This window comes from Zoogloea sp. 1C4 (assembly GCF_009469605.1).
GTDB lineage: Bacteria > Pseudomonadota > Gammaproteobacteria > Burkholderiales > Rhodocyclaceae > Zoogloea > Zoogloea oryzae.
In genome coordinates this window covers 54,465-76,141 of record NZ_SSXU01000017.1, presented here as the reverse complement: position 1 = coordinate 76,141, position 21,677 = coordinate 54,465, and the positions used below count along the sequence as shown (strand labels likewise).

Sequence of the window (21,677 nt, the reverse complement as noted above, 5' to 3'; positions counted from 1 at the left end):
AAATATTTTCAGATATCTGCATCCAGATCGCTCCGCCGTGAGTAGTGACTACAGCAGCGCCTTGCGCGTTGCCCCAAAAAGGCTCACCGCAGCCCCCAACCCACGGAGAAACGATCATGAAAACCGCCATCGTCACCCTTGCTTCCGCCCTTGCCCTCGGCGCCTGCTCCACCACCCCCATGAGCGGCGCCTACAGTCAGGACGGCCTCCCCGACAGCATCCGGGTGCCCGCCGGCCACGCGGTGGCCTGGGAGACCGTCGGCAGCGGCGACATCACCTACGAATGCCGGGACAAGGCCGGTGCCAGCGGGCAGACAGAATGGGTCTTCGTCGGCCCCAAGGCGGTGCTCAAGGACCGCGCCGGCAAGGTGGTGGGCAGCTACTACGGCCCCCCGGCCACCTGGGAGGCCAGCGACGGCTCGCGGCTGACCGGCACCCAGCTGGCCGTGGCGCCCGCGGGGGCCGGCAACCTGCCCTATCAGGTCGTCAAGGCCAACCCTGCGATGGGCCAGGGCGCCCTCACCGGTGTCACCCACATCCAGCGCGTTGCCTTGAAGGGCGGCGTGGCACCGGCCGCAGAGTGCAGCCCCGCAACCCGCGGCAAGCGCGAAACCGTGACCTACCAGGCCGACTACATCTTCTGGAAAGCGCGCTGATCGTCTCCCGCCCGGGCGTGGCGGCCGCGCTTCATGGCCTTGCGGGCTGCCGGATGTCGCCAGCCGTTGCGCTGCGCAGCCTGCGCCAGGTGGTGAAGGACGCGATGCCCGGCGCCAGCCACAGGGACAGCCACAGCCCGGCAAGGACCGCCAGGGCCAGCGCGTTGGCGCCGGAGCGCGTGACGCCGTAGATCACCGCCAGCGCAATCGCCGTGACGGCCACGCCGGAGACGATGTAGATGGTCGCCAGCTCGCGCAGGAAGACAAGGACGAAGCGCAGCATCGGCACCCCGTCGAGCCGCAGCCGCCCGTCGCGGAAGGCCACGACGCAGGCCGCCGCGCACAGGACACTCGACGCCGCGGCGAGCTGGAGCCAGAAGGCATCACTCCATTCCGCCCGGCCGCGCACGAAGAGCACCAGGATGACCGAGCACGCGAGCGCGCTGAGGGCGAAGACGACGCGGAGGATGTGGCGGGGGGTAGTCATGGGCGGGCTCCGATGGGGCTGGCGGGTTGTTATACCCGTCGCCCTGGGGCGGCGCCTTGATGGCGGTGAAGCCGCCGGGGCACAGGTTAGGAGGGCCGGCGGATGCTTTCGCGTTTCGCTCGTCACTACAATATGGCACGCGATAACATCGCGACTTGCGTGGATCAGACGAGCGTTGAAGCAGCGGACGGCGCTTTGCTTGCCCACACTTGGCTCAACAATGAGCCTATCGGCGAGGCCTTGGTCAATGCCTTGCTCCAAACGGCAAGATTTTTCAGCTAACTCCTTGCCATAAAGGAATTTTCTGCTTGGCTCATGCGTCTGGGTTGAGCCAAAGTGCCGGCCATCGAAACACCAGACGATCAGCCCTCCGTAACGTACGCCCCATGGGCTGCGATAGTGTCAAGAACCCCTCGCATTTCAGACCTTAGCCATGAGTGCCAATTTCCAACAGCTTGCCAACTTCATCTGGTCTGTCGCGGATCTCCTGCGTGGACCGTATCGCCCACCACAGTACGAACGCGTGATGTTGCCGCTTACAGTATTACGCCGCTTCGATGCGGTGCTGGCACCCACAAAAGAAGCCGTGCTTGCACGTTATGAGGCGTTGAAGGGCAAGGAGCCCGTATTGGTGGACAGGGTGCTGAACGAAGTCGCTAAAAACGACGAGGGAACGCCGCTGGGTTTTCACAACCACAGCCAACTGAATTTTTACCGGCTGAAAGGCGACCCGGACAACGTTGCCCGTCACCTGACCGATTACATCAATGGCTTCTCGGAGAACGTCCGCAAGATTTTTGAACGCTTCGACTTCGACAAGGAAATTGAGAAGCTCGAAGAATCCAACCGCCTGTATCAGGTCGTCTCCCAGTTCGCCGAAATCGACCTGCACCCGCGCAAGGTTGACAACATCACCATGGGCTTGGTGTTCGAAGACCTGATCCGGCGCTTCAACGAGTCGGCCAATGAAACCGCGGGTGACCACTTCACCCCGCGGGAAGTCATCCAGCTCATGGTTAACCTCCTGCTGGAGCCGGATACCAAGGTGCTCACCCAAGCAGGCATCGTCGTCACCATCTGCGACCCGGCTTGCGGCACGGGTGGCATGCTGGCCGAAGCGCAAAACTGGATACGCGCCCACAACGGCCAGGCCACCGTGAAAGTGTATGGGCAGGACTACAACCCGCGCTCCTACGCAGTGGCGGCCTCCGACTTGCTGATCAAAGGCCAGAAGGACAGCCGCGTCGAGCTCGGCAATACGCTTACCGATGACCGCTTTGACGATATGCACTGGTTCGATTATCTGCTGGCCAACCCGCCGTTTGGTGTGGACTGGAAGGCCGAGAAAAAGGAAATTGACCGCTGGCCCAACTTCCGTGGCTACGCCGGCAAACTGCCACGCATCAACGACGGCGCCTTGCTCTTCTTGCTGCACATGGTCAGCAAGTTTGCCGACTACCAGCCGGGCAGCAAAGATTTGCCCGGTTCGCGGGCGGCTGTCGTCTTCAATGGCTCGCCTCTGTTTACCGGTGGCGCTGGCAGCGGCGAGAGCGACATCCGGCGCTGGATCATCGAGCGCGACATGCTCGAAGCCATCATCGCCTTGCCTGAGCAGATGTTCTACAACACCGGTATCGGCACATTTGTGTGGATCGTTACCAATCGCAAGGCTGCCGACCGAAAGAACAAGGTCCAGCTCATCGACGCCCGCGAGCGTTACACCCCGATGAAGCGCAGCCTGGGTGACAAACGCCGCTATCTGGACCAGGCTGCCATCGATGCAGTCACCCGCGAACACGGTGCGATGGAGAGTGGCAAAACCAGCCGGGTGTTCGACAACACCGACTTCGGCTACCGCCGCATCACCGTACTGCGCCCCTTGCGCCTGCGCTTTGAAATCACCGATCACGCCCGCGAGCGTTTTCTCAACACCTGCCCCGAGCTGTATGACGCCCTGTTGGCGGTGGAAGAGCAACTCGGCCGCGAGCCACATTCTGACTGGAACCAGGTGTGGGATCAGGTGCAGCAAATCTTCAAGAAGCTGCCCGACGATATGGAAGGGTGGGCCAAGGGCACTAAGGGAAGCGCGCAGAGAAAGATCTTTCGGGACTGTTTCACGACCGTCGACCCCGATGCCGCTCCGGTCATCGCCAGGCGCCACAAGAAGGGCGAGGTTTCCATCGGCGCGGAACTGTTTCCGCAGCAGACCCTGCCCACGCTGGAAGCCACAGAGTTGTACGCGCTGCTGGGGCTACACACCCATGGCAAAGCTCTCGTGGAGTACGAACCCGACCCAGCGCTGAAGGACGCGGAAAGCATCCCGCTCAAAGAAGACATCGTCAGCTACCTGCTGAACGAGGTGCGCCCTTATGTGGCAGACGCCTGGATCGACCGGGAAACGCTGGACGAGCAGGATGGCGGCATCGGCAAGGTGGGCTATGAGATCAACTTCAACCGAGTGTTCTTCCAGTACAAAGCGCCTCGACCGCTGCATGAGATAGATGCGGAGCTGGCTGAAGTGGAAAAGCGGATCATGGGCTTGCTGCGGGAGGTGACGGAGTGAATAAACAGAATCGCCTCACTGGCAACATCCACAGAGCTACCCCACGGCTGAAACACGTCCTGTCCGGTCTTTTTTCTGGGGGAACACCAGACACGAACAATGATGAGTATTGGGCTGCAGCCGGTGAAGGCATCGCTTGGGTCGCAATTGGCGACATGAGCACAAAAGATCGAGTCGATGTTACCGAGAGGAGAATTACTGAAAGTGGCATCGCATCCAAGCGCCTGTGCGTTTTGCCGCCCGGGACGCTTATTTACTCCATATATGCAAGCATGGGACACGTCGCAGAACTTGCGATACCGGCAACAATCAACCAGGCTTTGCTCGGCTTGGAGTTCGCTAATGGCGTAGAGTGGGGTTTCGCGAAATGGTGGTTACGTCACCTTCAACCTTTACTGATTGCGGAGGCGAGCAGTAATACCCAAGATAATTTGAATGCCGAAAAAGTGAGGAATTTTCCGTTTCCGAAAATTGAATTTCGTCATCAATCCTGCATCGCTAACTACCTCGATCAAGAAACTGCTCGCATTGACAGCCTGATGTCCGAGAAGGAGCGCATGCTGGTGCTGTTGGAAGAAAAGCGCGCAGCCCTCATCAGCCGCCTTGTCACCCGTGGCGTTGATCCCAATGCCCCGCTCAAATCCTCTGGCCACGAATGGTTGGGCGAGATTCCGGCTCATTGGGAGGTTCAGTCAATCAAATACTTGGCTTTCGTTGGCAACGGATCAACTCCTTCCGTCGAAAATTCGGATTACTGGAGTGAAGAAGGCTATCCTTGGCTGAATAGTTCAGTCGTTAACGTCTCGCCTGCCACAAACGCAAGCAGATTTGTGACAGAGCTCGCCCTTCGAGAGTGTCACCTACCTAAGATTCAACCACCCGCAGTGCTGGTTGGTATCACTGGACAAGGAAAGACGCGAGGTATGGCCTCAGTGTTGGGGATCGAGGCCACTATTAATCAGCATCTCGCATTCATTAAGCCCCGCACGCAAGAGCTCAATGCAGACTATCTGTATTATCTGTTGGGGCATGCGTATGCCTTTTTGCGAAGCGATAGTGATGGCGCGGGCAGCACTAAGGGCGCAATTACTTGCGAACAACTGGAAAACATAAAAATACCTGTTCCGCCTAGTGAAGAGCAAGCTGAGATCTGTGCCAGGCTCAAGCACTCTCTCAATGCTTTCATGCCGCTTCGCTCGGAAATTCAGCGCTCACTGGATCTGCTTGCTGAGCGCCGCGCTGCGATGATTGCTGCCGCTGTCACAGGTCAGGTCTCCCTGGAGGAGATGTTTCTATGAAGGTGAGAAAACTTTCGCTGGCCAATTTTCGCGGCTTCGAACAAATTGATATTGATTTCGAGGAGGATGTGACAGTTATTGCCGGTGTCAATGGGGTGGGAAAATCAGGAATATTGAGGGCGCTCACGAGTGCTCTGTCGCTCGCATTGCCAAAGTTAACGGCTTCCAACGAGGTACCGCTTGGATTGAATGAAACCGACGTTCAATCGGGGAAGCCTGGGCTGTCGGTGTCGGTCACGCTCCGGCTCGATGCAGCAAACGTCATGATTGATCTAACTCGTGCAGCCCAGCTCGACGCAGATCAGGCTGAGAGTTTGCTAAAGCGTCGAGATGACCTGCGCTTTGCTACGCGTGAAACGAAGAAGGGGTCGAAAGAAGAACGAGTAATTAGTGACGAAATTCGGCGAATCGAAATGCAACTTGATCATGCTTCGGATATCGCGGCCGTGCGTATCCTGCCAGTTGATGCAGCTGCTGAAGTGGATGAGGTTGTCGCTGTCGCAAAAAGCAGCAGCGTACAACCGCTCGCGGTGCTTTATACGACCTCGCGATTTTTGTCACGTCTTCCACCGTCCCTGCCAAAAACCAAGAAACTTGAGCCAGCGATGGCCTACGATAAGGCTCTTAACCAGCTGGAGGTGTCGCTCAATGACTTTGCGAATTGGTATAGAGTAGTCTCAGTTGAGGCAGTAGCAGAAACCAAAAAACGACTATTTCAGCAGCTCGAGCGGGCGATTAAAGAATTCCTGCCTGAGGTCTCTAATCTGATCCTTCACGAAGGAAGGCCGCCACGATTTAGTGTAACAAAGAGTGGTAAGACGCTATTTCTTGAGCAGTTGTCCGACGGGGAGCGCGGGTTGCTGGCGCTGCTGTTTGATCTTGTTCGCCGACTAGCCATTGCGAACCCCAACAGCGAGGATCCGATCGGCGAAGGCGTTGCTCTGGTCTTGATCGACGAGGTCGAATTGCATCTACACCCCAGTTGGCAACGACGAGTATTGAGACTGCTGCAAAGTGTTTTTTCTCGATGCCAATTTATTGTTACCACCCATTCACCGCAAGTCATTGGGCAGGTTCGGCCACAGAAATTAAAGCTCCTGCATTTTGATGCGTCAGGGAGGGTTGTAAAGGCCGGGGCGGCGCAGTCTTTTGGTATGGATAGCAGTTGGGTGCTTCAAAACATTATGGGAGTTCCTGCAAGAGATTTTGAAACCGAGCAAAGGCTTTCGGACATCTATCAGGCAATTGATGCCGATAAATTAGATGATGCAAGAGCGCTGGTGGCGAGGTTACGGGCAGAAGTTGGTGATTTTCCGGATCTTCAGGAGGCTATGGCGCTCTTGGATCGTTTTGCACTTCTGAGGGCTGAATGAGACGTATTGTAAAAACGCATCCGCCCACAGAGTTAAATACTTGGTGCGACGAAAACAAAGAGCATAATCACAGTTACAGCGATATGCTCGGCACGGCGGCTCATCAAAAACTAAAAATGAAGCTTCTAAATGAGCAAGGATGGTTGTGCGCCTACACTGGTGTGAGAATAGAAAATGAAACCTCGCATGTGGAGCACTTGAAGCCTCAGACTGCGTGCGATGAGTGGGAGGATGTAGAATACCGCAATGTAGTGGCATGTTTTCCCGCGGATGGTGGAGATAAGAGCCATGGGTATGGTGCTCCGATCAAGGGCGGCTGGTGGGAAAAAGAAAAATTCGTTTCGCCGTTGGCCGGTGATTGTGAGCGGCGATTTAGATTTTCATGGGGTGGGCACGTTTTTCCGAATCCTGAAGATCATCAGTCGGCAAAGGCGACCATTGATGTACTTCATTTGGATGTGCGGGCTTTGCAGTTGCTGCGCAAATCAAGAGTGGACGGATTTTTTGGTTTTGGTGCAAGGACGCGTGCAAAGCCATTGTCAATCTCAGAGGCGAAGGTTGCTTTGCAAAATATTGATCGTTTTGATGGAGACGGTCGGCTTCGTGAGTTCTGCTTTGTACTGAAGCAGTTGTTGCCAAAATATATCGCGGGGGCGGAAGAAAAGTGAAAAGCACCAGTGAAGCCGCCTTTGAAAGCATCATCGAGGCGACTCTGTTGCTCAAAGGGTATGACCGACTTGAGGGACTAGGTTTCAATCGCGAGCAAGCCGTCTTTCCCGACGAAGCGTTGAGCTTCATCCGCGCGACGCAAGGTAAGGAGTGGGCGAAGCTGGAGGCCCTGCACGGCGAGCAGACCGGCGCCCGGGTGCTGGAGTCTATGTGCAAATGGCTGGATACCCATGGTGCGTTGGCCACCTTGCGCCACGGCTTCAAGTGCTTTGGCAGAACGCTGCGCATTGCCTTCTTGCGCCCGGCCCACGGCTTGAATCCCGAGCTGGAAGCACGTTACCAGGCCAACCGCCTGGGGCTGACACGGCAACTTCACTTCAGCCCCAAAAACGAAAAATCACTAGATGTGGTGTTGTCAGTCAATGGCATTCCGGTGGTGACGCTGGAGCTGAAGAATCCACTGAGCGGGCAGACCGCAGCCAACGCCATCCATCAGTACCGCCATGACCGCGACCCGCGTGAGCCGATTTTTGTTTTTGCCAAGCGCACCCTGGTGCATTTTGCCGTGGATACCGAAGAGGCGCACATGAGCACGCGCCTGGCCGGGACTTCTACGTATTTCCTGCCGTTCAACCGCGGTTTCGAAGGCGGCGCTGGCAACCCGCCCGACCAGAGTGGTCGCAATTACAAGACAGCCTATCTCTGGGAAGAGGTATTGCAACGCGACAGCCTGCTTGATCTACTTGCCCGCTTCTTGCACTTGAACGTCGAAGAAAAAAACACGGACGACGGCAAGAAGGTGCGCAAGGAAACCCTGATCTTTCCGCGCTACCACCAGCTACGTGCCGTGCGCGAGATGGTTGCAGCAGCGGCGCATGAGGGCGTTGGGCGTAGCTATCTGGTGGAGCATTCGGCGGGCAGCGGTAAAAGCAACACTATCGCCTGGTTGGCGCATCGGCTCTCCAGCCTGCATGACGAGCGGGATGAGCGGCTGTTCGACAGCGTGATCGTCATTACCGACCGTGTGGTGCTGGACCGCCAATTGCAGAACACCATTTACCAGTTCGATCATCGGCAAGGTGTGGTGCAAAAGATCGATGAGGATTCGCGTCAGTTAGCCGAGGCGCTTGAGGCAGGCGTGCCCATCATCATCACGACCTTGCAGAAATTTCCGTTTGTGTCGGCTCAGCTGGCCAAGCTGAACGAAGAGCGGGGCGAAGCCAGCCGGAGCCATCTGCCCACACGCAGGTACGCGGTCATCATTGATGAGGCGCACAGCTCGCAATCGGGGGAAACGGCTACTGAGTTGAAAGGTGTGCTGGGCGGCGCTGAATTGCGCGACAAGGCGCAGGAAATGGCCAAGGAGGAGGGCGAGGCGGAACTCGAACGCTTGTTCCGCGCCATGGTCAAACGAGGCCAGCAGCCCAACATGAGTTTTTTCGCCTTCACGGCAACCCCAAAGCACAAGACCTTGGCGATCTTTGGTCGCAACGGTAAGGCTTTCGACCGCTACACGATGCGGCAGGCGATTGAGGAGGGCTTTATCGAGGACGTGCTGAAGAGCTACGTTACGTACAAAGCCTATTACAAGCTGATCAAGCGGGCAGAGGACGACCCCAGTGTCGAACGCAAGAAGGCAGCCAAGGCCTTGGCTCGTTTCATGCGCCTGCATCCGCATAACATCGGCCAGAAGACCGAGGTGATGGTGGAGCATTTTCAGCATTTTATCCGCCATAAGATCGGTGGTCATGCCAAGGCCATGGTGGTGACCGGCTCGCGGCTTGAGGCGGTGCGCTACAAGCAGGAGTTTGACCGCTATATTCAGGAGAAAGGCTACCCGATCAAGAGCCTGGTAGCATTTTCGGGGAGCGTGGAAGACGACAAGATCCCGGAAAAGCATTTCACCGAAATCGGGATGAATGATGGGTTAAAGGAAAAAGAGCTGCCCGAGACGTTTGCCAAGCCTGATTTTCGCGTGCTGCTGGTGGCCGAGAAATACCAGACCGGTTTCGATCAGCCGCTGCTGCACACGATGTATGTCGACAAACGCCTTGCGGGCATTCAGGCGGTGCAGACACTGTCGCGTTTGAATCGTACCCATCCGCTCAAGGACGACACTTTTGTGCTCGATTTCGTTAACGAGCCCGGCGAGATTCAGGAGGCGTTTCGCCAGTACTACGAGGGCTCGGTGATGGGAGAGGAAGTCGACCCCGACAAGCTGTACGAGGTAAAGGCAGAGCTGGATGCATCGGGCATCTACCTGCATGCCGAAGTGACCGAGTTCTCTCGGGTCTTTTTTGCGCCGAAGCGCCGCCAGAGCCCGGGAGACCACAAGAGGATGAACGCGACGCTCGATCAGGCGGTCGCGCGCTTCGTCCACTTGCAGAACACCGAAGAGGAGGAAGCGGAACTATGGCGTGGAAAGTTGCAGGCCTTCCGTAATCTATACAGTTTCCTGAGTCAGGTGATCCCTTACCAGGATAGCGATCTGGAAAAGCTATTCACCTACTTGCGACACCTCGCGTTGAAGCTGCCAAAGCGCAGGAGCGGGCCGGGTTACCAGTTCGACGAGGAGGTTGAGCTTGATTACTACCGGTTACAGAAGATCAGTGAAGGCTCGATCAGCCTCAATGAAGGCTACGCCACACCACTGGACGGCCCACGAGAGGTGGGGTCGGGCATGGTGCGGGAAGAGCTCGTTTCGTTGTCTCGCCTTATTGACATCATCAACCAGCGCTTCGGTGGTGAGTTGAACGAGGCAGACCAGCTGTTCTTCGATCAGATCGCTGAGGCCGCGATCCTCAACGAATCGCTGCAGAAAGCGGCTGAGGTTAATTCCCTCGAAAAATTTCAACTGGTGTTCCGGCAGGTGCTCGAGTCCCTTTTCATCGAACGAATGGAGTTGAACGAAGAGCTTTTCGCGGACTACATGGGCAAACTCGATGTGCAGGAGCTGGTGTCCAAGTGGCTCGGTAGCCAAGTTTACAACCGGCTTTGTGCGGTCAGGATGGCGGGCGGCTTGGATGTTGAACCGACTCTTCACGACTAGCCATCGGACGTTGCCGGATAGCTGGTCGCCGGGTTGTAGCATGCCTTCCGGGCCTCGCTGGCCCGACACGCTACGCCCGCACCCGCGCCTTGGTGGGGTCGAAGTGCGGGAAGGCCACCACCGTCGCATCCAGCCGCTTGCGGTGGCCATCGAGCTGGCCCACCTGCAGCGCGGTGTCGATGGCCGAATACGCCACATCCACCCGCGCCAGGGCGATCTGGGTGTCGAGGATGGGCGAGCGCACCGTGCTGGTGATCTCGCCCACCTTCGCGCGGCCCACGTACAGGCCGTCGCCGTGGGCGGCCGGCTCGTTGCTGGCGATGGCGAGGCCCACCAGCTTGCGGCGCGGGTGGGCCTTGCGTTCTTCCAGCGCGGCCCTGCCGATGAAGTCGTCGGGTTTGGAGAGCGCCACGGTGAAGCCGATGCCGGCCTCGAAGGGGTCGGTCTGGTCGCAGAACTCGTGGCCGGCGAAGGCGAGGCCGGCTTCGATGCGCAGCATGTCCAGCGCGTCGAAACCCAGCGGCACGATGCCCAGCGGCGCGCCGGCTTCCATCACTGCCTGCCACACGGCCGGGCCGTCCTTGGGGGCGCACCATAGCTCGAAGCCCAGTTCGCCGGTGTAGCCGGTGCGCGACACCACCAGCGGAATGCCGGTGGGGCCGCCCAGGCGCGCGGCGGTGAAGCGGAACCAGCCCAGCTCGCCGATGGCCGGCTGGATCGGGGCCGTCCACAAAATTTTGGCCAGCAGCTCGCGGCTCTTCGGGCCCTGCACCGCGAGGTTGTGCAGCGCGTCGGTGGCGTCGCGGATGCGCACGTCGAAGCCGCCGGCGGCGGCCTGCTCCTTCAGCCACAGGCCGGTGGTGTCTTCGCCGCACACGAAGCGGAACACGTCGCGCCCCAGGCGGAACACCGTGCCGTCGTCCATCATGCCGCCGTGGGCGTGGCACACGGCGGTGTAGACCACCTGCCCGACGGCCAGCTTGCGCATGTCGCGGGTCTGCACCTTTTGAAGCAGGGCCTCGGCGTCGGGGCCGGTGACGTCGAACTTGCGCAGGGCGGAGAGATCCATCACCGCCACCTTCTCGCGGCAGGCCCAGTACTCGGCCAGCGTGCCGTGGCCCACGAAGCTGCGGGGCAGCCAGAAGCCCTTGTAGTCGATGAAGTCGCGGGTGAGGGTTTCGGTGACCGGCGCGAAGGCGCTCGGGCGGGTCAGGCGGGCGGGGGCGTCGGGCGTCATGCGATGGGCCAGGGCTCGGGGAAAGTGATGGGCGGCATCAAAGATGCGCGCCTCGATGTCGGTGGGCTGCCAGGCGTTGGCGGGGTCGATGTCGTCGGCGCAGGACGAAACCGCCACCACCAGATCCTTCAGGGCGCGCAGCAGCACGTAGTCGCCGGGCTTCGACCACGGCTCGGCAAAGCCCAGGCTGCCGCAGGGCTGGATGAAGGTGTTGTAGAAGAAGTTGATCGCCGGCCAGCCGGCCCGGGGCTTGATGCCGAAGGGCGCCAGCGCGGCCGAGAAGTTGTCGCTGCAGTTGGGGTGGCCGGGAAAGCCGGCGTCCTCGTAATACTTGGCGGTGCAGGCGAGCGCGAAGGCGTCGTGGCGGCCGACGGTGTCCTGCACGGTTTCGAGCAGCGGCTGCATGCGCGCGTCGAAATACCTGGCGTGGAGGCCCGGCAGCGGATAGGCCGAGCCGGCGAGGGTGCGGGTGACGGTGGGGTCGAGGCCCCATTCCTCGCCCGCTGCGAGCGCTTCGGCGTCGAAGGCGAGGAGATCGGAGCACTGCCTGCCGTCCACGTCGATCACCTGGATGAACTGGCCGGCTTTTACCGTGAAGGCGCGGGCGCTGGCGGCGGCGACGCGGATCACCTCCAGCGGCTCGGGGAAGGCCTGCGGGGCCGGCGGCGGGGCGTCGGTGTCGAGCAGATACGGGTCGGTGCCGGCTTCGGGGTCGAGGGCCGGGAGCGGGGTCGGGTCGTTCATGCAAAGGCCTCCTGGCTCGCCAGGCTGCGGTAGCGGCCGCCGCTGAAGATGAGCGGTTCACCGTCGCGGAAGCGCAGGCCGCGCACCTCGCATACGAAGATGGTGTGGTCGCCGCCGGGGTAGCGGGCGTAGGGCACGCATTCGAAGGTGGCGAGGGCGCCTTCCAGCAGCGGGCTGCCCAGCTCGCCTGTGCCATACACCAGATCGGCCCATTTCTCGGCGCCGCCCCGGGCGAAGCGGTTGGAGAGGGCTTCCTGCTCGTGGCCGAGCACGTGGATTGCCAGCGGCCCGCCGCCCGAGAACACCTCGCAGGCGGCGCTCTCGCAGGCCAGGCTGAACAGCACCAGCGGCGGCGTGAGGGACACCGAGTTGAAGGAGCTGACGGTGGCGCCAACCGGCCGGCCGTCGGCATCCCAGGTGGTGACGATGGTGACGCCGGTGGGGAAGAGTCCCAGCACGCGGCGGAACAGGCGGGCGTCGAAGGGGGCGCTGAGCAGGTTCTCGGCTGGCGCGGAGGGGCAGAAGGCGGTGGTCATGATGTCTCCGTTTTCGGGGGCGGAGGGGCGGGCCGCCCGGCGGACGGCCCGGGTTGCGTCAGGCCTGGGCTTCGGCCAGCAGCTTGGCGGCGAAGGCGGCTTTTTCGTCCTTGCTCATCTTCTTGAGCTCGTTGTTGAGGACGCGCTGGTTGACCGACTGGTTCCAGTAATCCAGCACCTCGAAGCCGAGCAGCGCGGCCTTGCCGACGAACTGGCGCAGCACCTCGTTGGTGGGGCCCATCACCCAGCCGGCCTTGCCGTCGCGCAGCAGGCGCTCGATGCCCAGGGCGGGCTTGTAGCCGGTGCCGCCGCAGGCGTGGAGCATCTTGTCCACCACGTAGGTGACGTTCTTGGAGGCGAAGAACTTGACCTGCCACAGCCAGTTGAGGATCTGGGTGCGCGGCAGGTGGTCGATCTTCGCGTGGGCCGACCAGTCGCAGCCGTCGGTGAGGTCGTCCAGCGCCTTGGCGGCGAGATAGACGTAGCTGCGGCTGGCGTTGGTGTCGATCAGGCACTCGCCCACGTAGTCCTGGATGGTCGGGTAGTCGGCCACGCGCATGCCCACGTCGTTGTGCACCTTGCGGGTGGTGTGGTTCTTGGTGATGTCCATGGCGGCGAGGCAGATGCCGTTCCAGCAGGCCGACGAGCACACCAGGAAGAAGGGATCAACCACTTCGTCGTTGGATTTTGCGCCGTCGCCGATGGGGCCGACCAGCGCGTCCGGGGCGATGTCGACGCCATCCACCGAGATCGGGCCGGACTGGTTGCCGCGCATCCCGAGGCCGTCCCAGTTGGCCGGGTCGGCGTGGATCTGGTCCTTGGTGACGAGGAAGCAGGAGAGGTTGGAGTAGTCGCCGCCGAAATCGGGCGAGGTGGTCTGGATGATGTACCAGTCGGCAAAGCCGCCGGAGGTGGTCCAGGATGCCTTCTTGAAGACCTTCCAGCCGTTGTCGGTGCGCTCGGCGCGGGACGACATGGGGTACCAGAAGTGGGAGCCGGTCTCCGGGTCGGAATACGACAGGGTGCCGATCAGCACGTCTTCATCCACGCGGCGCAGGATGTCCTTCAGGCGTTCGTTGTCGTGGTGGCGTAAGAGCGCGGCGGCGCAGGCGCCCAGGTGCATGGTGTAGCACATGGCGGTGGAGGGGCAGCCGTAGCGGGCGATGGTCTCGACCACCATTGCGGCGCACACGTGGCTCTCGCCGCGGCCGCCGAGTTCCTTGGGGATGGTGAGGCTCAGCAGGCCCATCGAGGCCAGCGCCTCGAAGTTCTTGCGCGGGTAGATGTACTTCTTGTCGCTCTCGATGGCGTTGGGGCGCAGGGTCGTCTCGCACAGGGCGATCAGGTCGGCCTGCAGGGCGCGCTGCTCGGGGGTGAGCAGCCACTGGGGGCTCCATTCCGCGCCGATGCCGGTGGGGGTGATCTGGGTGGGTGCGTTCATGGTGGTTTCCTTTGCGTGAGTGTTTGAGAGGGAATTCGGGTGGGGCTGTAGGGGCGACTTCAGTCGCCCGCCGTGGGTTGGTTCATCGACATGCCGTTGGGTGGAGGCCTTGGGCGACTGAAGTCGCCCCTACCGCCGCCCCGGCAGGTCAGCGCGGTGTCAGGGTGGCGATGCCCGGCTCGATGCCGATGGGCAGCTCGCGGCCGTCGTCGTGGGCGGCGAGCCAGTCCAGCGCGGTGGGCAGGAAGCGGGTGAGGCCCTTGTAGTCGACGAGCTCTGGCGGCAGCGTGGAGAGCACCCGGTGAAGGCGGGCGCCCCACTTGGGCACGCGGGCCAGCTCGTCGAGGGAGGCGAGGTAGCAGCGGATCGGGAACAGGATCGCGTTGCTGCGGGGGAGCCGCCACAGGGTCTGCAGCTCGACGCGCAGGTGCAGCTTGCGGCCGATGTTGTCCGGGGTGAGGCTGGCGCGGTCCGGGCCCCACTCGGGGTAGCTCTCGGGCGAGGTGTCGAGGCGCGGGTTGATGGTCATCGTCCAGTTGAGGCGGCGCATCGGCTGGCCCAGGCGAAGCATCAGCAGGAACTTCAGCGCCCGCTCGAAGACGCCGGCCTGGTGGGCCAGGGGCACCGGGCCGTGCCATTCCATGAAGCTCATGCCCACGTCGAACGCCAGCGACCAGTCGGCCTGGGAGGTGACCATCCCGGCGTCCATGAAGAGGTTGTTGTCGCGCTGGTCGCAGATGGCGAAGTCGCCCTGGGCCTGGCGGGTGATGTACTCGAAGGGCTCGCAGGGTAGGGTGTCGGGGTTGCCGAAGATGAAGCTCTGCTCGATGCCCAGCGGGCGGTTGATCCACGTCCACCGACTGCCGAAGTCGTCGCCTTCCTTGATGAGGGCGAAGTGGGCCGGGTAATCGGCGGCGAGGCTCTCCATCAGCAGCTCGAGGGTGTCCCACTGGGCCAGCATCATGTGGGGCAGGGCCTGGCAGCGGCTGGGGTCGCGCTCCAGCGTGATGGCCTTGTCGCGACATTCGGCGATGTAGTGCTCATCCACGTCGAAGGGGCGGCGGAAGACGTCGGTCGGGCCGCTGCGGGTGTGCGGCTCGATGTTGACGCTGTACATGTAGCGGTCTTCCGGGAAGGGGAAGGGGAAACGCAGGATCGCGGCGTCGCTGTTGCGGTAGGTGTAGTCGCCGCGGAAGGTTTCGTCGGGCTTGAAGGCGAGGGTCATGATGGGTCTCCGGGGCAGGGTCACAGGTCCAGCACGAGCCGTCCCGAGCGCGCCCGAGATACGCAGGGCATGATCAGGCGGCCGCTTTCGCGCTCGGTGGGGGACAGGAAGTGGTCGCGGTGTTCGGCGTCGCCTTCGAGCAGCGGCGTCGCGCATACGCCGCAGGCGCCGCCGCGGCACAGGCAGGGGGCGGCCACGCCGGCGCGCTCGATGGCTTCGAGCAGGCTCTCGTCCTCGCCCACGCTCACCTCGATGCCGGAGCGGGCGAGGAAGGCGCGGAAGGCCTCGCCGCCGCTGAGGGCGGTGCCGAAGTGCTCGCAATGCACGTGGCTGTCGGGCCAGCCGGCGTCGCGGGCGGCGGCGATCACCGCATCGTTCATGGCCGCCGGGCCGCACACGTAGAGGTGGGTGCCGGCCTGCTGGGCGGCGAGGAGGGCGGGGATGTCGAGCCGGTGGCCGTCGGCGTCCCAGTGGAAGTCCACATTGGCGCCCTCCGGTAGCCACGGGGCGAACACCTCGCGTTCGTCCGGCCGGCAGCACACATGCAGCGCGTGGGACGCGCCGCTCAGGCCGAACTCGGCCAGGTATGACAGGAAGGGCGTGATGCCGATGCCGCCGGCGACCATCAGCTGGTGGCGGGCGGTGCGCACCGGGGGGAAGAGGTTGCCCGGCCACGCGGCCTCGACGGTGTCGCCCACCGCGAGCTGCTCGTGTATGAAGGCCGAGCCGCCGCGGGAGGCTTCGACGCGCCGCACGATGATCTCGTAGGCGTCGCGGGCGCCGGGGCGGCTGACCAGCGAGTAGGCGTTGCGGTGGGTGCGCGCCGCGGCCTTGAGGCTGAGCTGCACATGGGCGCCGGCCGAGGCCGGGGGCAGCTTGCCGCCGTCCGCCGCCACCAGGCGCAGGTGGCGCAGGGTGGGGGCGATGGCGGTGGCCGCATCCACCCGCAGCAGGAGGGTGTCGCCGATCATGCGAAGACCTCCTCGCGGGCGGGTACCTGGCCGGGCGCCTCGGCATCCACCATCACGCCCATGAAGGCGCCCAGGCGGCGGGAGAAGTGGTCGCGCACCAGCAGGTGGCGGCCGCAGCCGGCGCAGTCGGCGATGTGGGTGGTCACGTCGTCGGTGATGCTGTGGCAGTGGGTGCACCACACCCGGCGGCGCAGGCTGCCGGCGTGGTGGAGCTGGATCTGCCCGCTGGCGAAACCCACATGGCCGGCGGCCTCGGCCACGCGCCACAGGAAGGGCTCGGTGCCGCTCACGTACAGGCGGTCGCCGATGCCGAAACCGCGGCTGGCGCAGGAGAGGCTGTCCTCCACGTCGGCCAGGCTGCCAAGCCGCCACAGTCGGCCCGGGTGGGCGCCCACGTCTTGCGGGCCGCCCACGAGCCAGATGTGGAGCCGCGGCGCCACCGGCCCGAAGGCGCTGGCGAAGGCGGCCAGCAGGGCCGGGGTGAGGGTCTCGCCCTCGACCACCAGCAGGTGGCCGCTGGCGGTGGGTTCGGGGGCCAGGTCGCGGTAGATCGGGCGGCTCTTGATGTCGGAGATCATCATGGCGGCGGCCTCCTCAGATCACGGCCACGGCGTGGGCGATGGCGATCACCGCAGCGCCACCGACCAGGGTGAGCCAGGGGAGGATGCCGGCGCGGGTGCCGACGCCCGATTCGCTGCCCAGGTGCATGTCTTCGAGCATCGCCGCCGGGAACTGGCCCTTGTCGACGATGTAGTGGCGGTAGAAGAACACCGGCAGGATCAGCGCCGCCGCCAGCAGGCCGGTGGCCAGGGTGCCGGCGCCCCAGATGTCGGCGCCCATGCCCATCAGCGCCAGATTGACGAAGGCCAGCACGGTACCCACGGCGATCAGCCAGGTGGGCGCGCGGTAGGGGCGCGGCCAGCGCGGGCGGTCGATGCGGTGGATCCAGGCGGCGTTGAGGTTGAGGAAGTTGAAGAGGATGTAGCAGACGTTGGAGATGGCCAGCACGAACACGTAGTCGGACATCAGCAGCAGGAGCAGGTTGAAGCCCAGATCCGTCCACATCGCGGCGGTGGGGGCGCCGTTGCCATTGACGTTGGAGAGGTACTTGGGCAGCCAGCCATCCACCGAGGCCTGGTAGAGGGTGCGGGACGAGCCGGCCATGGAGGTCATGATCGACAGCACCAGGGCCAGCACCAGCATGGCCATCAGCACGTGCTCGACCAGCGGGCCGCCGCCCAGCATGTGGGCCATGGCCTGGGCCACGCCCATGCCGCTGTAGATGTCCGGCGACAGGATACCGTCGTACACCGCGGGGGTGACCACGTTGCCGGCGGCGTCGAGCACCGCCGGGGTGACCAGCTGGCCCAGGCCCAGGCTGCCCTGGAAGGCGAGGGGCACCACGGTGAACACGAAGATGCACAGCAGGCCCGAGTACAGGATGGCCTTGAAGGTGTCGGTGCGCGGGTTGCGGAACTCGCGGGTGTAGCACACCGCCGTCTCGAAGCCGTAGGTGGACCACGCGGCCATGAACAGCCCGCCGGCGATGAGGGTGAAGCCGGCCATGTCCCAGGCGCCGTCGATCACCGCCCCGCCGGCGTCCTTGGCGAGGGGGTAGAGCGGCGCCAGGTTGGCACCCGGCACGTCACCAGAAACCAGCGGCCACAGGCCGATCAGCATCAGCGGGGCGAGGGCGGCGACGCCCAGCACCATCTGCATGCGCGCCGCCTGCAGGATGCCCCGGTGCTGGATCGCGAAGGCCGCCAGCAGCACCGCGGCGCCCACCACGAAGGTGGCGTTCACCCGCAGCGCCAGGCCGCCCTTGATGAAGCCCAGGTCCATCAGGGTGATCTGCCAGGTGTTGATGGCGGCGTCCGGCGCGAACAGGATCGACAGGATGTAGCCCGCCGCCAGCCCCGAGCCGATCGCCAGCACCGGCGACCACGCCAGCCAGTTACACCACACCGAGAGCGGCGCCAGCATCTTGCTGTAGCGCACCCAGGCCACCGCCCCATACACCGACGCGCCGCCCGACTTGTGCGGGAACAACCCGGCGATCTCGGCGTAGGTGAAGGACTGCAGGAAGCCGAAGGCGATGGAGATGATCCACACCGCCCACGACGGCTTGCCCACCGTGGCGGCGATGGAGCCGATGGAGAAAAGCACCAGCGCCGGTACGCCGCTGGCCACCCAGAAGGCGCCGGCCCAGCCTATCCGGCGGTGGAGCGTCGCGCCGCCACTCTCGATGCCGCCTGATACGGCATCCACTGTCGTCGTGTTCATCTGCGTACTCCTCGAAGGTCGAAAAAGTCACACCGCAATCAATGCGATACGGCTGCACTCTCGGCTTCGTTGGTGCACTGAACAATTCGACTTTGGGAGTAGGTCGGAGGGGGAATTGAGGATCACCGCGCGCGGGCGTGGAATGGCATCACCCCAACACCGACAGAGGCATGACCATGAAAACCACGACCCCGAAAGCCCTGCGCCTTGCCCTTTTGCTGGGCCTGCCGGCACTTGCCGCGCCGGCCTTCGCCGAAGACGCGCCGGCCCCCGCCCCGGCGCTGACCAGCAACGTCGGCATCGTGTCGGAGTACGTCTTCCGCGGCATCCGTCAGACCTGGGGCAACCCGGCGCTGCAGGGCGGCGTCGACTACGCCCACGCGAGCGGCTTCTACGCCGGCGCCTGGCTCTCCAACACCAGTGGCAACCTGTACGCCAACGCCAACATCGAGGTGGACCTGTACGGCGGCTACCGGGGCGCGGTGGATGACTTCAGCTACGACGTGGGCGTGCTGCAGTTCCTCTTCCCGGGGGCCAACTACGACAAGATCACCCCCGCCGGCAGCTATGCCAGCAAGCGCTACAACTCCACCGAGCTCTACCTTTCGGGCACCTGGAAGTGGCTCAACGTGAAGTACTCGCGGGCCATGACCGACGTGGGCTACTTCGGCTTCAACGACAACAACGCCGGCTTCGGCGCCTTCCCCGGCAAGCCCGGCGCGGGGGTGACGGGCAGCGACACCTCCGGCTCGTGGTATATCGAGGCCAACGCCACCTACGAATTCCTGCCCGGCTGGACGGGCATGCTCCACGCCGGCCGCCAGACCATCACCCACTCCACCGGCCTCAGCTACTCCGACTACAAGGCCGGCGTGACCAAGACCATGGACGGCGGCTGGGTGCTGGGCCTCGCCTACACCGCGACGGTAGGCACCGACTACTGGAAGAATTACCCCAGCGTCGCCGGCAACGGCACCACCAAGGACATGGGCGCAGGCACCTGGATCGCGTCGGTCAATCGAACCTTCTGATCCCACGTCAGGCAGAAATGCAAAAAGGCGGCCCCGGGTGCGGGTGCCGCCTTTTGTCGTTTTGCCGCCGGTGGCTTACGCCGGGCAGTCGATGACCAGGATCGAGATGTCGTCGTGGGCCGGGGTGCCGGCGAGGTGGGTGGTGAGGGCAGCGCGCAGGCGGGCGATCAGGTCTTCGCTGCGGGGGCTGCCGAGGCTGTGGGCGAGGCGGGCCTCGCCGAAGGCTTCGCCGTCGGGGGCGGTGGCTTCGACGACGCCGTCGGAGAGCATCACCAGCCGGGCGGGCTCGGCCCAGCTGAAGCGCTCGAAGGCGCGGATGCCGTCGGCTTCGCGGGTGACGCCCAGGGGCAGGTTGCGGGATTCGAAGCGACGCACGATGCGGCCGCTGTCGTCGATCATCTGCACCCCGGGGATGCCGCCGACCCAGGCTTCGCCTTCCCGCGCCTGCTCGTCGAGGCTGACGAACGCAGCGGCCACGAAGCGCCCCGCCGGCAGCGAGTTGGCGAGCACGAAGTTGATGGCGTCCACGATGCCGGCGAGGGGCTCGTTCTGCTCCACCAGGCGGTAGAACTCCTGCACCACCGGCAGCACGCTCACCGCGGCGGCCAGGCCGTGGCCGGTGGCGTCGGCCAGCAGCGCGTGGAGCCGGCCGTCGGGCGAGCGGGCGGCGAGGATCAGGTCGCCCGAGAAGTTGGTGGCGGGCATCACCGTGTAGTGGATGCCGGCCTGGCGGATGAGGTCGGTGCGGATCTGGTGGTCGAGGATGCGCCGGGCCATCTTGGCTTCGCGCTCGTGCTCGTCGTAGTGGTGCTGGAGCAGGCTGGCCTGCTCGGCCACCTTGATCTGGGTGAGCTTGCTCTCGGTGTTGTCGCGCAGGGTTTCGACCACCGCGATGAGCTTGCCGGCGTCGTCGAACACCGGGCCGGCATCGACCACCAGATACAGCTGCCTGCCTCGGCGCGGCATGGTGCACCAGTTTTCGGCGTGCACGCCGTGGGCCGGGGTGTTGGGTTCGTCGTGGGTGGTGTAGAGCTTGTCGATCAGCGACCAGTCATCGCCGGCCACCAGATCGGCCAGGCAGGGCCGTGGGCTGTCGTAGAAGGCGCGCCAGTGATCGCGCGTGCCGATGACTTCGTGGGCCGGGATGCCGGTGAGGCGCTCGCAGGCGCGGTTCCAGATGAGCACCCGCTGCTCGGCGTCCAGCACGAAGGTGGGCACCACCAGGTGCTCCATCAGCGTGATGGCGAAATTGGTCGGGTTGGGCTGGGTGGCGGCGCTGGCGGCGGGGGGCGCGTGGACGGTCGGCATCGCGGGTCTCCGGCGGAATGGACGGACGGTGGTCCGGGCATTAACGGCCGGCGGGGGCGATGTTTGACCCTGATTTACGGTTCGGGCGCCCGGGGCGATGCCCCGGGGCGGGCCGGCGACGGGCGCCGCCGGCAGGCGAGGATCAGCCGGTGATGGCGGTCTCGATGGCGGCCACCAGCTTGTCGGCGTCGGGGGCGGTATCCGGCGCGAAGCGGCGGAGGACGGTGCCGTCGCGGCCGATCAGGAACTTCTCGAAGTTCCACACCACCTCGGGCGCGGCGGTCGGCTCGATCTTGTAACCGCGCAGCATGTCCTCCATGCCCTGGCGGTCTTCGGTTTCGGGCTTGGCCGCGGTCAGGGTCGCGTACAGGGGATGCTTGTCCGGCCCGGTGGCGACGAGCTTGCTGTACATCGGAAACTGCACGCCGAAGTTGGCGGTGCAGAAGCTGGCGATCTCGGCGTCGGTGCCCGGCTCCTGACCGGCAAAATCGTTGGCCGGGAAGCCCAGCACGGTGAAACCCTTGTCGGCAAAGCGCTCGTGCAGCGCCTCGAGCCCTTCGTACTGCTTGGTGAGGCCGCACTTGGAGGCCACATTGACCACCAGCAGTACCTTGCCGGCGTGCTCGGCGAGGGTGGCGGGGGTGCCGTCGATCTTGTTGAGGGGGATGTCGAAAAGGGCTTGGGTCATGGGATCTCCTGGAGTTGGGGTGTTTTTGTTGTGGAATGGGACGGACCCCGGGCGGGCGCCGGGAGTTCCCGTCCAAATGAAAATGCCCCGCCTGAGCGGGGCATTCGCGGGCCAGGCT

At 63.5% G+C, this 21,677-nt stretch carries 18 protein-coding genes; 8 read left to right on the top strand and 10 right to left on the bottom strand.

Annotation, left to right across the window (positions count from 1 at the left end; translation table 11 throughout):
• Positions 1–116: 116 nt before the first annotated feature.
• Positions 117–656, top strand: a complete 540-nt coding sequence (locus GH681_RS17605) for a DUF3455 domain-containing protein (protein WP_153162845.1) — start codon at positions 117–119, stop codon at positions 654–656.
• A 31-nt stretch (positions 657–687) separates the two neighbouring features.
• On the opposite strand, the gene GH681_RS17600 is transcribed toward GH681_RS17605, so the two are convergent.
• The gene (locus GH681_RS17600; protein ID WP_153162844.1) at positions 688–1,143 is read right to left on the bottom strand and encodes a hypothetical protein; all 456 of its coding nucleotides are present in this window, start codon (positions 1,141–1,143) and stop codon (positions 688–690) included.
• A 102-nt stretch (positions 1,144–1,245) separates the two neighbouring features.
• On the opposite strand from GH681_RS17600, the gene GH681_RS17595 reads away from it, so the two are divergent.
• The 6 genes from GH681_RS17595 to GH681_RS17570 all read left to right on the top strand — a co-directional run bounded on the left by GH681_RS17595 (position 1,246) and on the right by GH681_RS17570 (position 10,095).
• Positions 1,246–1,425, top strand: a complete 180-nt coding sequence (locus GH681_RS17595) for a hypothetical protein (RefSeq protein WP_153162843.1) — start codon at positions 1,246–1,248, stop codon at positions 1,423–1,425.
• Positions 1,426–1,576: 151 nt separating this feature from the next.
• The gene (locus GH681_RS17590; protein WP_153162842.1) at positions 1,577–3,706 is read left to right on the top strand and encodes a class I SAM-dependent DNA methyltransferase; all 2,130 of its coding nucleotides are present in this window, start codon (positions 1,577–1,579) and stop codon (positions 3,704–3,706) included.
• Complete coding sequence (locus GH681_RS17585; RefSeq protein WP_153162841.1) at positions 3,703–5,004, top strand: restriction endonuclease subunit S; 1,302 nt, start codon at positions 3,703–3,705, stop codon at positions 5,002–5,004. The genes GH681_RS17590 and GH681_RS17585 overlap by 4 nt, the downstream gene beginning before the upstream one ends.
• The gene (locus GH681_RS17580; protein ID WP_153162840.1) at positions 5,001–6,377 is read left to right on the top strand and encodes an AAA family ATPase; all 1,377 of its coding nucleotides are present in this window, start codon (positions 5,001–5,003) and stop codon (positions 6,375–6,377) included. The genes GH681_RS17585 and GH681_RS17580 overlap by 4 nt, the downstream gene beginning before the upstream one ends.
• Positions 6,374–7,045 (top strand): retron system putative HNH endonuclease, encoded by a 672-nt coding sequence (locus tag GH681_RS17575; RefSeq protein ID WP_153162839.1) that lies wholly within the window; start codon positions 6,374–6,376, stop codon positions 7,043–7,045. The genes GH681_RS17580 and GH681_RS17575 overlap by 4 nt, the downstream gene beginning before the upstream one ends.
• Positions 7,042–10,095, top strand: a complete 3,054-nt coding sequence (locus tag GH681_RS17570; protein WP_153162838.1) for a type I restriction endonuclease subunit R — start codon at positions 7,042–7,044, stop codon at positions 10,093–10,095. The genes GH681_RS17575 and GH681_RS17570 overlap by 4 nt, the downstream gene beginning before the upstream one ends.
• A gap of 70 nt (positions 10,096–10,165) precedes the next feature.
• Here GH681_RS17570 and GH681_RS17565 read toward each other — a convergent pair whose 3' ends face one another.
• From GH681_RS17565 to GH681_RS17535, 7 genes are all read right to left on the bottom strand, one after another.
• Positions 10,166–12,076: a DUF1989 domain-containing protein gene (locus tag GH681_RS17565; RefSeq protein ID WP_153162837.1), complete on the bottom strand. Its 1,911-nt coding sequence runs from the start codon at positions 12,074–12,076 to the stop codon at positions 10,166–10,168.
• On the bottom strand, positions 12,073–12,612 hold the full coding sequence (locus GH681_RS17560; protein WP_153162836.1) for a flavin reductase family protein: 540 nt from the start codon (positions 12,610–12,612) through the stop codon (positions 12,073–12,075). The genes GH681_RS17565 and GH681_RS17560 overlap by 4 nt, the downstream gene beginning before the upstream one ends.
• 58 nt (positions 12,613–12,670) lie before the next feature.
• Complete coding sequence (locus tag GH681_RS17555; protein ID WP_153162835.1) at positions 12,671–14,053, bottom strand: acyl-CoA dehydrogenase family protein; 1,383 nt, start codon at positions 14,051–14,053, stop codon at positions 12,671–12,673.
• A gap of 148 nt (positions 14,054–14,201) precedes the next feature.
• A complete protein-coding gene (locus tag GH681_RS17550) occupies positions 14,202–15,278 on the bottom strand; it encodes a DUF3445 domain-containing protein (RefSeq protein WP_153162834.1) in 1,077 nt (358 codons plus the stop codon).
• A 20-nt stretch (positions 15,279–15,298) separates the two neighbouring features.
• Positions 15,299–16,249, bottom strand: a complete 951-nt coding sequence (locus GH681_RS17545; protein ID WP_228111960.1) for a PDR/VanB family oxidoreductase — start codon at positions 16,247–16,249, stop codon at positions 15,299–15,301.
• Positions 16,246–16,830, bottom strand: coding sequence for a dimethylamine monooxygenase subunit DmmA family protein (locus GH681_RS17540; protein ID WP_153162833.1), 585 nt, complete (start codon positions 16,828–16,830; stop codon positions 16,246–16,248). Before GH681_RS17540 ends, GH681_RS17545 begins: the two co-directional genes overlap by 4 nt.
• Before the next feature lie 13 nt (positions 16,831–16,843).
• Positions 16,844–18,532, bottom strand: a complete 1,689-nt coding sequence (locus GH681_RS17535; protein WP_153162832.1) for an APC family permease — start codon at positions 18,530–18,532, stop codon at positions 16,844–16,846.
• A 176-nt stretch (positions 18,533–18,708) separates the two neighbouring features.
• Here GH681_RS17535 and GH681_RS17530 point away from each other — a divergent pair, with 176 nt between their 5' ends.
• Positions 18,709–19,563, top strand: coding sequence for a TorF family putative porin (locus tag GH681_RS17530; RefSeq protein ID WP_194271268.1), 855 nt, complete (start codon positions 18,709–18,711; stop codon positions 19,561–19,563).
• A 75-nt stretch (positions 19,564–19,638) separates the two neighbouring features.
• On the opposite strand, the gene GH681_RS17525 is transcribed toward GH681_RS17530, so the two are convergent.
• Together GH681_RS17525 and GH681_RS17520 are read right to left on the bottom strand one after the other, a co-directional pair.
• Positions 19,639–20,871, bottom strand: coding sequence for a SpoIIE family protein phosphatase (locus GH681_RS17525; protein ID WP_153162830.1), 1,233 nt, complete (start codon positions 20,869–20,871; stop codon positions 19,639–19,641).
• Positions 20,872–21,013: 142 nt separating this feature from the next.
• On the bottom strand, positions 21,014–21,559 hold the full coding sequence (locus GH681_RS17520; protein WP_153162829.1) for a glutathione peroxidase: 546 nt from the start codon (positions 21,557–21,559) through the stop codon (positions 21,014–21,016).
• Positions 21,560–21,677 lie beyond the last annotated feature (118 nt).

Excerpts from the sequence above, each read along its gene's own strand:
- GH681_RS17605 (WP_153162845.1), top strand. The coding sequence starts at position 117 with ATGAAAACCGCCATCGTCACCCTTGCTTCCGCCCTTGCCCTCGGCGCC.
- GH681_RS17600 (WP_153162844.1), bottom strand. The coding sequence starts at position 1,143 with ATGACTACCCCCCGCCACATCCTCCGCGTCGTCTTCGCCCTCAGCGCG.
- GH681_RS17595 (WP_153162843.1), top strand. The coding sequence starts at position 1,246 with ATGCTTTCGCGTTTCGCTCGTCACTACAATATGGCACGCGATAACATC.
- GH681_RS17590 (WP_153162842.1), top strand. The coding sequence starts at position 1,577 with ATGAGTGCCAATTTCCAACAGCTTGCCAACTTCATCTGGTCTGTCGCG.
- GH681_RS17580 (WP_153162840.1), top strand. The coding sequence starts at position 5,001 with ATGAAGGTGAGAAAACTTTCGCTGGCCAATTTTCGCGGCTTCGAACAA.
- GH681_RS17575 (WP_153162839.1), top strand. The coding sequence starts at position 6,374 with ATGAGACGTATTGTAAAAACGCATCCGCCCACAGAGTTAAATACTTGG.
- GH681_RS17565 (WP_153162837.1), bottom strand. The coding sequence starts at position 12,076 with ATGAACGACCCGACCCCGCTCCCGGCCCTCGACCCCGAAGCCGGCACC.
- GH681_RS17560 (WP_153162836.1), bottom strand. The coding sequence starts at position 12,612 with ATGACCACCGCCTTCTGCCCCTCCGCGCCAGCCGAGAACCTGCTCAGC.
- GH681_RS17555 (WP_153162835.1), bottom strand. The coding sequence starts at position 14,053 with ATGAACGCACCCACCCAGATCACCCCCACCGGCATCGGCGCGGAATGG.
- GH681_RS17550 (WP_153162834.1), bottom strand. The coding sequence starts at position 15,278 with ATGACCCTCGCCTTCAAGCCCGACGAAACCTTCCGCGGCGACTACACC.
- GH681_RS17545 (WP_228111960.1), bottom strand. The coding sequence starts at position 16,249 with ATGATCGGCGACACCCTCCTGCTGCGGGTGGATGCGGCCACCGCCATC.
- GH681_RS17540 (WP_153162833.1), bottom strand. The coding sequence starts at position 16,830 with ATGATGATCTCCGACATCAAGAGCCGCCCGATCTACCGCGACCTGGCC.
- GH681_RS17535 (WP_153162832.1), bottom strand. The coding sequence starts at position 18,532 with ATGAACACGACGACAGTGGATGCCGTATCAGGCGGCATCGAGAGTGGC.
- GH681_RS17530 (WP_194271268.1), top strand. The coding sequence starts at position 18,709 with ATGAAAACCACGACCCCGAAAGCCCTGCGCCTTGCCCTTTTGCTGGGC.
- GH681_RS17525 (WP_153162830.1), bottom strand. The coding sequence starts at position 20,871 with ATGCCGACCGTCCACGCGCCCCCCGCCGCCAGCGCCGCCACCCAGCCC.
- GH681_RS17520 (WP_153162829.1), bottom strand. The coding sequence starts at position 21,559 with ATGACCCAAGCCCTTTTCGACATCCCCCTCAACAAGATCGACGGCACC.